The organism is Sphingopyxis sp., assembly GCF_025869345.1.
Lineage (GTDB): Bacteria > Pseudomonadota > Alphaproteobacteria > Sphingomonadales > Sphingomonadaceae > Sphingopyxis.
The window spans coordinates 1-10,481 of sequence record NZ_JAOZVW010000055.1 but is presented as its reverse complement, the minus strand read 5'-3'; the positions used below and the strand labels follow the sequence as shown (position 1 = coordinate 10,481).

9 protein-coding genes are annotated in these 10,481 nt (G+C 67.0%); 6 read left to right on the top strand and 3 right to left on the bottom strand.

All coding sequences use genetic code 11. The features are described 5' to 3' along the window. The first annotated feature begins 28 nt into the window (after positions 1-28). Entirely contained in the window at positions 29-880 is an 852-nt protein-coding gene (locus OJI97_RS06210) for a hypothetical protein (RefSeq protein ID WP_297662128.1), read from the top strand. Between the two features lie 305 nt (positions 881-1,185). Here OJI97_RS06210 and OJI97_RS06205 read toward each other — a convergent pair whose 3' ends face one another. The 3 genes from OJI97_RS06205 to OJI97_RS06195 all read right to left on the bottom strand — a co-directional run bounded on the left by OJI97_RS06205 (position 1,186) and on the right by OJI97_RS06195 (position 4,815). Next, complete coding sequence (locus OJI97_RS06205) at positions 1,186-3,144, bottom strand: ATP-binding protein (protein ID WP_297662126.1); 1,959 nt, start codon at positions 3,142-3,144, stop codon at positions 1,186-1,188. 123 nt (positions 3,145-3,267) lie between these two features. Beyond that, positions 3,268-4,470 carry an aminotransferase class I/II-fold pyridoxal phosphate-dependent enzyme gene (locus tag OJI97_RS06200; protein WP_297662125.1) on the bottom strand — a complete coding sequence of 401 codons (1,203 nt, stop codon included), beginning with the start codon at positions 4,468-4,470 and terminating at the stop codon, positions 3,268-3,270. A 108-nt stretch (positions 4,471-4,578) separates the two neighbouring features. Continuing rightward, positions 4,579-4,815, bottom strand: coding sequence for an acyl carrier protein (locus tag OJI97_RS06195; protein WP_257546570.1), 237 nt, complete (start codon positions 4,813-4,815; stop codon positions 4,579-4,581). A 152-nt stretch (positions 4,816-4,967) separates the two neighbouring features. Here OJI97_RS06195 and OJI97_RS06190 point away from each other — a divergent pair, with 152 nt between their 5' ends. The 5 genes from OJI97_RS06190 to groL all read left to right on the top strand — a co-directional run bounded on the left by OJI97_RS06190 (position 4,968) and on the right by groL (position 10,342). Beyond that, complete coding sequence (locus tag OJI97_RS06190; protein WP_297662122.1) at positions 4,968-5,540, top strand: Pycsar system effector family protein; 573 nt, start codon at positions 4,968-4,970, stop codon at positions 5,538-5,540. 24 nt (positions 5,541-5,564) lie between these two features. Beyond that, positions 5,565-6,605, top strand: a complete 1,041-nt coding sequence (locus OJI97_RS06185; RefSeq protein WP_297662120.1) for a toll/interleukin-1 receptor domain-containing protein — start codon at positions 5,565-5,567, stop codon at positions 6,603-6,605. A 42-nt stretch (positions 6,606-6,647) separates the two neighbouring features. Continuing rightward, positions 6,648-8,045, top strand: coding sequence for an MATE family efflux transporter (locus OJI97_RS06180; protein ID WP_297662118.1), 1,398 nt, complete (start codon positions 6,648-6,650; stop codon positions 8,043-8,045). A 321-nt stretch (positions 8,046-8,366) separates the two neighbouring features. After that, positions 8,367-8,654, top strand: coding sequence for a co-chaperone GroES (gene groES, locus OJI97_RS06175; protein WP_037554105.1), 288 nt, complete (start codon positions 8,367-8,369; stop codon positions 8,652-8,654). Between the two features lie 44 nt (positions 8,655-8,698). Next, positions 8,699-10,342, top strand: a complete 1,644-nt coding sequence (groL, locus tag OJI97_RS06170; RefSeq protein ID WP_297662114.1) for a chaperonin GroEL — start codon at positions 8,699-8,701, stop codon at positions 10,340-10,342. Positions 10,343-10,481 lie beyond the last annotated feature (139 nt).

Genomic DNA, 10,481 nt, shown 5'->3' with positions numbered 1-10,481 from the left:
CTCGGCTTCGCTCGGGGAATCGGGAAGGCTGGCGCAATTGGTCCGCGAAGAATTGTCGCTCCCCGTCGATCCGCGCGTCGCCGCGATGGCGGCGGCGATCGCCGCCGACTATCCGGGCAGCGCGCGCGCGGTGCTTTTTTACGGGAGCTGCCTGCGCGAGCGCGAGCTCGACGGGCTGATGCTCGATTTCTATCTGATCGTCTCCGACTATGGCGACGCCTATCCGCGGCGCTGGCTGGCGCTTGCGAACCGGCTGATCCCGCCCAATGTCTTTCCGTTCCAGCACGGCGGGCTGATCGCCAAATATGCGGTGCTGAGCGAAGCCGACTTCGATCGGCTGAACGGGCCGGAGACGCGCAACGTGTCGGTCTGGGCGCGCTTCGCGCAGCCGTCGCGGCTCGTCTGGGCGGTCGACGACACCGCAGCGGGCCGCGCGGCCGCGTCGGTGGCCCGCGCCGCGCCGACCCTGCTCGCCGCCGCGGGCGCCCGCGCGGGCGAGGAGCCGCTCGACTGGTGGCGCCGCGCCTTTGCGCTGACCTATTCGGTCGAACTGCGCGCCGAACGCGCGAACCGCGCGCAGTCGGTCGTCGATGCCGATCCCGACCGCTATTGGCGCTTCAGCGAACCCGCCATCGCCGCGATCCCCGCCGGCGCACCGAGCGGCGGCTGGGCGCGCCGCCGCATCGAGGGCAAGCTGCTCAGCGTCGCGCGGCTGGCGAAGGCGAGCCTCACCTATGCCGGCGGGATCGATTATCTGGCGTGGAAGATCAACCGTCACGCAGGGACGAAGATCGAGATCAAGCCCTGGCAGCGCCGCTGGCCGCTGCTCGCGGCGGTCACGCTGGTGCCGCGCCTGATGAAGAGCGGCGCGATTCGCTAGTTGGAATGGCGAGCCTCAATCCGTCCCCGCTCCCCCGCGAAGGCGGGGGTCCATCTCCTGCGCTGTCGTGTTCCTGCGCCGCTGAATATCGATAGGGCGGGAGATGGACCCCCGCCTTCGCGGGGGAACAGTTGGGGTGAGGATGGGGACGGACCTTCTTCGCGCCTTTGCGCCTTTGCGTGAGTCCAAAAAATCTCACGCAAAGGCGCAAAGGCGCGAAGAAGGTCGAAAGAAACGGTGCAGGATGGCGGCACGGCCATAGGCCGGGGCGCATCGCGGCGAGGGAGACGCCTCCGGCGGCGGGGTCAGCCCGCCAGCCGCTGCCCCTCCGCGGGCGCGTTGGTGCGGCGGATCGCCTGGTCGAGCGCGGTGAGGGTGAAGGGTTTGCGCAGCACGTCATGGTCGCCGAAGGCCGCATCCTCGCTCGCATCGCCGGCATAGCCGGTGACGAACAGCACCGGCAGGTCGGGCCAGCGCTGCTTCAGCCCGGCGACCATTTCGGGGCCGGTGAGTTCGGGCATCAGCACGTCGGACAGGATGAGGTCGAAACCGCCGTGCGTGTCGACGAGCGCCTCGGCGTCGAGCGGATTGCTGCACGCGATCGCCGTGTGCCCCAGTTCCTCGACCGCCCCGACCGTCGCCGCGAGGACGCGCTGGTCGTCCTCGACGACGAGGATCGTCAGGGCGTCGGCGGGGGGTGCGGCGTCGGGCGTTTCGCCCGCGTCGTCGCCGGCGGCGAGGCCGGTTTCGGCGCGCGCGACGGGGAGCAGCATCGCGACGCTCGTCCCTTCGCCTTCGGTCGACGATAGCTGCACCTCGCCGCCCGACTGGCGGCAGAAGGCGAAGACCTGGCTCATGCCGAGGCCGGTGCCCTGACCGGCGGGCTTGGTGGTGTAGAAGGGGTCGAAGACGCGTTCGAGCACTTCGGGCGACATGCCGCAGCCGGTATCGATCACCTGCACCGCCAGCGCCGCCGCCTCTTCCTCCTCGTCGCGCAGGGTGCGGATCGTCAGCGATCCATGGCCCTCCATCGCATCGCGCGCGTTGACCGCGAGGTTGAGCAGCGCATTCTCGAACTGCTGGCGATCGGCCCAGCAGGCGAGGCCGGGGACGTGCAGGTCGAGCGTCAGCGCGATGCGGTCGCCGATCGTCCGCTCGATCAGTTCGGCGAAGCTGGTGATGCACGCGTCGACCGGGATCATTTCGGGCCGCGCGGGTTCGGAGCGCGCGAAGGTGAGCAGGCGGCGGGTCAGGTCGGCGGCGCGGTTGGCGCCGTCCATCGCGTTGCTGAGGTGGCGCTGCGCCTTGTCGGGCGCGGTCGCGACGAGCCGCTGCGCGAGTTCGAGCCCGCCGACCACGACCGCGAGCATATTGTTGAAATCATGCGCGATGCCGCCGGTGAGCTGGCCGACCGCTTCCATCTTCTGTGCCTGGCGGAGCTGTGCCTCGGCGGCCGCGCGCTCGGTCATCTCGCTGCGTAGCGCGTCGTTCGCCTGCGCGAGCTCGGCCGTGCGCGCCTCGACCGCGGCCTCGAGCTGCATCGCGCGGTCGCTTTCGAACAGCGTTTCGCGCCGCGCGGCGCGGCGTTCGCTTTCGGCGCGGACGAGCGAGACCGTCGCGGCGATCGCGATCACCGCCGCCGCGGCGCCGAGCAGCGAAAAGAGCAGGACCGCCTGGTTCAGGCTGGCGCGATCCGCCGCCGCGACGCGATTGCGCTCGAACAATATCCGGCGCTCGTTGCGGATGAGGTTGGACAAGAGCCGGTCGATGCGGATCAGCGCGGCATCGTGGCCGGCGGCATTATATTTGGAGATGGCGGCGACGGTCTGGCGGTAATTGGCGCTGAGTGCCGCGTCGCCGAGCTGGGCGCCGCGCGCGTCGAGTTCGGTGGTCAGCTTGCGGACGAGTTCGGCCTGCTCGGGATTGTCGCGGACGTTGCGCTGGAGCAGCGTCAGATATTGCTGCGACAGTCCCCATTGCTGCTGATAGACCCGGCCGTCCTCCTTTTGCAGTCCGACCGCGAAACGGCCGAGCGCGGCTTCGGCGCGGGCCAGCGCCGCGTCGAGGCTGCGCGTCTGCGAGATGATTTCCAGACTGTGCGCCTGCCAGCCGAGCGAGCGGTCGTAGTCGTCGTTGGCGCGGCTGAGCAGCAGGACGAGCGCCCCGACCACGCAGGTCAGGATCGCGCCCAGCCCGATCGTCAGCCAGAAGCGAAACCGCTCTCGCTGCCCCTCGGTTTCATTCTCCAGATCCCGCTCGAACACGCGCTCGTTCTACCGGACAAGCGGCCCGGGGCAAAGGCGCGAAGGACGCAGGCGCCGCGCGCCGCCTCGATTCGCCGCGAAAAGGAATCCGCTGGTCGGCGCGGCCGCCCGCGGCGCGGCGGCTCAGCCCAAAATTCCGGCGCGTCGGCCCGCGCGCTCGAAGCGGGCGAGAATCTCGCCGACCTGCTCGCTCGTATGTTCGGCGCACAGCGAGCAGCGCAGCAGGGTCATCCCCGCGGGGGTCGCGGGCGGGCGCGCGAGGTTGACGTAAAGGCCTTCCTCGAGCAGCGCCTCCCACATCATCGCACCCCTTTCGAGGTCGGGCATGATGACGGCGATGATCGCCGACTGCGGCTCGTCGGTGCCGAGCGTGAAGCCGAGATCGCGCAGCCCCTTGTGCAGCGTCTTCGAATTTTCCCACAGGTGCGCGCGCTTGTTCGATCCGTGCATCAGCTTGCGGATGCTCGTCGCGGCGGTCGCGACGACGCTGGGCGGCAGCGAGGCGGTGAAGACGTAAGGACGGCAGACGAGCCGCATGATCTCGAACTTCGGGTGGTTCGAGACGCAGAAGCCGCCGACGGTGCCGACGCTCTTGCTGAACGTGCCGATGATGAAATCGACGTCGCCGATCACCCCCTGCGCCTCGGCGACGCCGCGGCCGTGCTCGCCGATGAAGCCCATCGAATGCGCCTCGTCGACCAGCACCATCGCGCCATTTTCCTTGGCGATGCGGATCATCTCCTTCAGCGGCGCGACGTCGCCGAGCATCGAATAGACGCCTTCGAGCACGACGAGCTTGCCCGCCTCGGGCGGCAGGCGCTTCAGGCGCTTTTCCAGCGCCTCGATGTCGTTGTGGCGAAAGGCGACGATCTCGGCGTCGCCCATCTTGCAGCCGTCGTAGATCGAGGCGTGGCTGTCGATGTCGAGGATGACATAGTCGCCCTTGCCCGCGATCGTCGAGATGATGCCGAGGTTCGCCTGATAGCCGGTCGAGAACACCATGGCATGATCCATGGCGTAAAACTTTTTCAGCGCCTCCTCGCACTCCTTGTGGCCCTGATAGGTGCCGTTGAGGACGCGGCTGCCGGTGGTGCCGCTGCCGAATTTCTCAAGGGCTTCCTCGCCCGCGGCGATGACGTCCGCGTCGAAGGTCATGCCCATATAATTATAGGTGCCGAGCAGGATCGTCTCGCGCCCGTTGCAGATCGCGACCGTGGGGGAGAGGACTTTCTCCATCACCAGGCTGAACGGGTCGGTGACGCCGGTCGCGAGCAGGTCTTCGCGCTGCTTGATGAGCGGGTCGAATTTCGAGAAGAGGTCGGTCATATCAAATGTCCAAAATCCGTTCGCATCGAGCGAAGTCGAGATGCCCCTCGGCCTTGCGCTATCCCGATGGGTGTCTCGACTTCGCTCGACACGAACGGGAAAGAAAGGTCAGCCCTGCAGCTTTTCGACCGCGGCGATCAGCTGGCCGACAGTTTCGATCTCGGCCTGCTGGTTCATGCTGATGATGATGTCGAACGTGTCCTCGACCTCGGCGACGAAATCCATCACCGTCAGGCTGTCCCATTCGAGGTCGCCCGCGAAGGTGGTCGCGTCGGTAAGGTCGACGCCCTTCTTGTTGAAAGGGGTGATCAGGCCGTAAATCTGGTCCTTGAGGGCGGTGCTCATCGGGTGCGTCCCATTTAGAGGAATGTTGCGTGCGGAAATGCCGCGATGCGTCCCGCATGGCAAGCGAATGCGGCGGGAATCGGGCAGCATCTTGCCGTTCGTGGCGCTTCGTGCCATCCCCCCGGCTGGGCCGCCGACAGGGACGCGACGCGATGGACAGCGAAACAACCGACGCCAAGCCGGACCGGCCGGCCATCAGCTTTCCGCCGAACGCGGTGCATCTGGTGCGCACCAATCAGCAGATCACGATGCAGCTGTCGCAGATGGCGGATCAAAAGGCGTCGATCCTGATGGGCGCGACCTTCGTCGTCTTCACGCTCGCGGTCGGGCAGGCGCGGGGCGGGGGCGGCGCGTTCGCGATGCCGCTGACCGTGCTCGCGACCTTTTCCTTCCTCTCCGCGCTGCTCGCGATCTCGGCGGTGCTGCCGCGCGTCGGCAAGGCGCCGCCCGCCGTCTATCGCGACGGCAAGGATCACAGCAACATCCTCTTCTTCGGCCGCTTCGCGCAGATGGACGAGGATGAGTTCATCGACGCGGTCAAGGCGCGGATGCGGACCGAGGAGGATCTGTACGAGACGATCCTGCGCGACACCTATCAGAACGGCCTGATCCTCGCGCGGCGCAAATATCGTTTTCTGGCCTATGCCTATCGGCTGTTCGTCGTGGGGCTGACGCTGACTTTCATCACCTTCGCCTATGAAATGACGATGATGTGGAGCCAATGACGCCGCAAAGCATTGAATGCGACAATGACGGACGTCTTCATCAGCTACAAGCGCGAGGAACGCGCCCGCTGCCTCTCCATCCACGATGCGCTTGTCGAGCTGAAACTGTCGGTCTGGTTCGACGCGCATATCGAGCCGGGCACCGATTTCGATCGCGAGATCGAGCGGGAGGTCCGCGCCGCCAAGGTCGTGCTCGTCCTCTGGTCGGCGCTCGCGGCCGATAGCGACTGGATTCGCGCCGAGGCGCGCACCGGGCGGCAGGGCGAGCGGCTGGTCGCGGCGCGGCTCGACGATTGTCTGCCGCCGCTCGAATTCGCATCGGTGCAGGCGGTCGATCTGTTCGGCCCGTCCGATTTCAGGACGAGCGAGGGATGGCGTCAGATCGTTCAACGCATCGGCCGCCTCGTCGGCCGGCCCGGGCTCGGCGATTATCTGAGCTGCAAGCAGAGGGCCGACGCCCGGGCTTGGCGTGGCTGGATCGCCGCCCATCCCGGCGATCCGTTGACGGACGCGGCAAAGCGGCATCTCGCCGCGCTGCCCGATCACGATCCTAAGCCTCAGGCAGAGGAAGAGAAGGCGCCGGCGCCCCCCGAAGCCGGGCGGGTGAGCGCTCCTCACTTTCGCTGGGCGGTGCTTGCCGGCGTTGCCGGCGTGCTGCTGCTGTCGGCGGCATGGATATATCGCGGCGGCAGCGCGGCCGCGGACGGCGCTGCGCCGCCTTCCGCCCCGACAGCGACCATATCGCCGCCCCCGCCTGCGGCGATGTCCGACATTACCGAGGCCTTCGTTCCGGGCGACCTCGGCACGGCCGTGTGCGGGACCGGGCCTTTCCCGATCGATTTCGATGCCGATCTTGCCGGCATCACGCCCGAATCGACGGCGCTGCTCGATATGCTGGGCAAGGTGGCCCGCGACTGCGGCGGCCGGGTGGAGATCGCCGCGCCGAACGACCGCATGGCTGCCGTGGTCCAGAATTATCTCGAAGGTCGCGGCGTTCCGCGCTCGAAGATGGACCGCCGCTCGACCGGGGTAGCGGGCGGCCGCGTAGACATAACCCTGCATTAGGGGCTTGCCGCTGACCCGCCTGCTCGCCTATCCGGGCCGGCTATGCTGGAGCAGGCCCATCCCCTGACCGCGGCGCCGCCGCAGACTTTCCGCGCCGAATTTCGCGCGACGCTGGCGCTCGCCTGGCCGCTGGCGGCGGCGAACCTGCTCCAGATGCTCGTCCACGCGGTCGACGTCATCTTCGTGGCAAGGCTCGGCGATGCGGCGCTCGCGGCTTCGTCGCTCGGCGTCGCGATCTTCGGCCTCTTGCTGTGGACCGGCACCGGGCTCGTCGGCGCGTCGGCGCCGCTGATCGCCGCCGAACTCGGGCGCCGCAAGCATAGCGTGCGCGAGGTGCGGCGCACCGTCCGCATGGCGCTGTGGATCAGCCTGCTCGTCTCGCTCGTCTTCATGGGCGTCTGCGCGGCGGGCGGGCCGATCATGCGCGCGACGGGGCAGGAGCCCGAGCTGACGCGTCATGCCGCCAGTTTCCTGCTGATCCTGATGTGGGGCATGTTCCCGATGATCGCGGCGAGCGTGCTGCGCATCTTCGTCTCGGCGCTCGGGCGGCCGACGATCGCGACCGCGATCACCTTCCTCGCTTTGTTCGTCAATGTGTTCGGCAATTGGGTGCTGGTGTTCGGCCATCTCGGCTTGCCCGCGCTCGGCCTCCACGGTTCGGCGCTGTCGAGCATTCTCACCAGCACCGCGATGCTGATCGCCTATGTCGTCGTGATCCAGAGCGACCGGCGGCTGCGGCGTTATCGCCTGTTCGGCAACTGGTGGCGCAGCGAGTGGAGCCGCTTTACCGAGATCCTGCGCATCGGCACCCCGATCGGACTGACCATTCTCGCCGAGGCGGGGCTGTTCACCGGCGCCGCCTTCCTGATGGGGCGGATCGGCGAGGCGCAGCTTGCCGGGCATACGATCGCGCTCCAGATCGCGGCGCTCGCTTTTCAGATTCCGTTCGGGGTCGCGCAGGCGGCGACGATCCGCGTCGGGCTCGCTTACGGCGCGGGCGATCGCCGCGGCATCGCGCTCGCGGGCCGCGCCTCGCTGGGGCTCGGCATCGGCTTCATGGCGCTGACCGCGCTGTCGATGTGGCTGTTTCCGAGCCTTTTCCTGTCGATCTATGTCGATGTCGGTGATCCGAAGAACGCGCTGCTCGTCGGCTTCGCGATGCAGTTCCTCGTCGTCGCCGCCGCCTTCCAGCTCTTCGACGGCGCGCAGACGGTCGCGGCGGGGGTGCTGCGCGGGCTGCAGGACACGCGCATCCCGATGCTGATCGCGGTCTGCGGCTATTGGATCGCGGGCTATGGCACCGCGATCTACCTCGGCTTCTGGACGCCGATGGCGGGGGTCGGCGTGTGGATCGGCCTCGCGGTCGGGCTGGTGGTGGTCGCGGCGCTGTTGCTCACGCGCTGGCGGATGCGGGGACGGCTGGGGCTGTTGCCCTGCTAAATTTGTTTCGCACAAAGACACAAAGGCACGAAGATGTCGTGCCTGCCGCGAAGCGGCTTTCTCTTTCAACGCCGCGCATTGCCGCGCCGATGAAAGAATAGGGGGCCTGTCGGCCCGAGCCTTCCTCTTTGTGGCTTCGTGTCTTTGTGCGAAACAAAAAGAACCACGCGCATCGTCCGTATCGGACATGGAGGGAGAGCGCGGAAAAAATTCCTCCGGTCCCGCTTGACGCCTCCGGGGGTGCGACCCATATGCCCGCCTGTTAGCACTCGTCCCGTGTGAGTGCTAAGTGACATCATTTGCACCTCTGGAGGGATATCCATGCAATTTCGTCCGCTGCACGACCGCGTGCTCGTCCGCCGTATCGAAGCCGAGGAAAAGACGGCCGGCGGCATCATCATCCCCGACACCGCCAAGGAAAAGCCGCAGGAAGGCGAAGTCGTCTCGGTCGGTTCGGGCACCCGCGCCGACGACGGCAAGGTCACCCCGCTCGACGTCAAGGCCGGCGACCGCATCCTGTTCGGCAAATGGTCGGGCACCGAAGTCAAGGTCGACGGCGAAGAGCTGCTGATCATGAAGGAATCGGACATCCTCGGCGTCATCGCCTGAGTCCCGTTCTCACCCGTTTCATAATCTTTTGAAGGAGCATCCACATGGCTGCCAAGGACGTTAAATTTTCGCGCGACGCGCGCGAGCGCATCCTGAAGGGCGTCGACATCCTCGCCGACGCCGTCAAGGTCACGCTGGGGCCGAAGGGCCGCAACGTCGTGATCGACAAGAGCTTCGGCGCCCCCCGCATCACCAAGGACGGTGTGTCGGTCGCCAAGGAAATCGAGCTCAAGGACAAGTTCGAGAATATGGGCGCGCAGATGCTGCGCGAAGTCGCCAGCAAGGCGAACGACAAGGCCGGTGACGGCACCACCACCGCGACCGTTCTCGCTCAGGCGATCGTTCGCGAGGGCATGAAGTCGGTTGCCGCCGGCATGAACCCGATGGACCTCAAGCGCGGCATCGACCTCGCGGTCGGCAAGGTCGTCGCCGATCTCGCCGCGCGTTCGACCCCGGTCGCCGGCAATTCGGAAATCGCGCAGGTCGGCATCATCTCGGCCAACGGCGACACCGAAGTCGGCGAGAAGATCGCCGAAGCGATGGACAAGGTCGGCAAGGAAGGCGTGATCACCGTCGAGGAAGCCAAGGGCCTTGAGTTCGAGCTCGACGTCGTCGAAGGCATGCAGTTCGACCGCGGCTACCTGTCGCCTTACTTCATCACCAATCCGGAAAAGATGATCGTCGAGCTTACCGATCCCTACATCCTGATCTTCGAGAAGAAGCTGTCGAACCTCCAGTCGATGCTGCCGATCCTCGAAGCCGTGGTGCAGTCGGGCCGTCCGCTGCTGATCATCGCCGAGGACATCGAGGGCGAAGCGCTCGCGACGCTGGTGGTCAACCGCCTGCGCGGCGGCCTGAAGGTCGCGGCCGTCAAGGCACCGGGCTTCGGCGATCGCCGCAAGGCGATGCTGCAGGACATCGCGATCCTGACCGCCGGCGAAATGATCAGCGAAGACCTGGGCATCAAGCTCGAGTCGGTCACGCTGAACATGCTCGGCCAGGCGAAGCGCGTCACGATCGACAAGGACAACACCACCATCGTCGACGGTGCGGGTGAAGCCGAGGCGATCAAGGGTCGCGTCGAACAGATCCGCGCGCAGATCGAAACCACGACCAGCGACTATGACCGCGAAAAGCTGCAGGAACGTCTGGCGAAGCTCGCTGGCGGCGTTGCGGTGATCAAGGTCGGCGGCGCGACCGAGGTCGAGGTGAAGGAACGCAAGGACCGCGTCGACGACGCGCTGCACGCGACCCGCGCGGCCGTGGAAGAAGGCATCGTCCCCGGTGGCGGCACCGCGCTGCTCTATGCGACCAAGGCTCTCGACGGCCTCAAGGGCGCCAACGACGACCAGACCCGCGGCATCGACATCGTCCGCAAGGCGATCGAAGCGCCGCTGCGCCAGATCGCGGCCAACGCCGGTCACGATGGTGCGGTTGTCGCCGGCAACCTGCTGCGCGAAAACAACCAGGACCAGGGCTTCAACGCCGCGACCGACGTCTATGAGAACCTCAAGGCCGCCGGCGTCATCGACCCGACCAAGGTCGTGCGCACCGCGCTTCAGGACGCCGCGTCGGTGTCGGGCCTGCTGATCACCACCGAAGCGGCGGTCAGCGAGCTTCCCGAAGACAAGCCGGCGATGCCGATGGGCGGCGGCGGCATGGGCGGCATGGGCGGTATGGACTTCTAAAGTCCGCACCGTTCGGCGCTCAGTCGAAGAAACGGGGCCGGGGGAGCGATCCTCCGGCCCTTTTTCTTGGCCCTTACACTTGTCGTCACCCCGGACTTGATCCGGGGTCCCGCTAAGCGACGGTGACAAGCGGGACCCC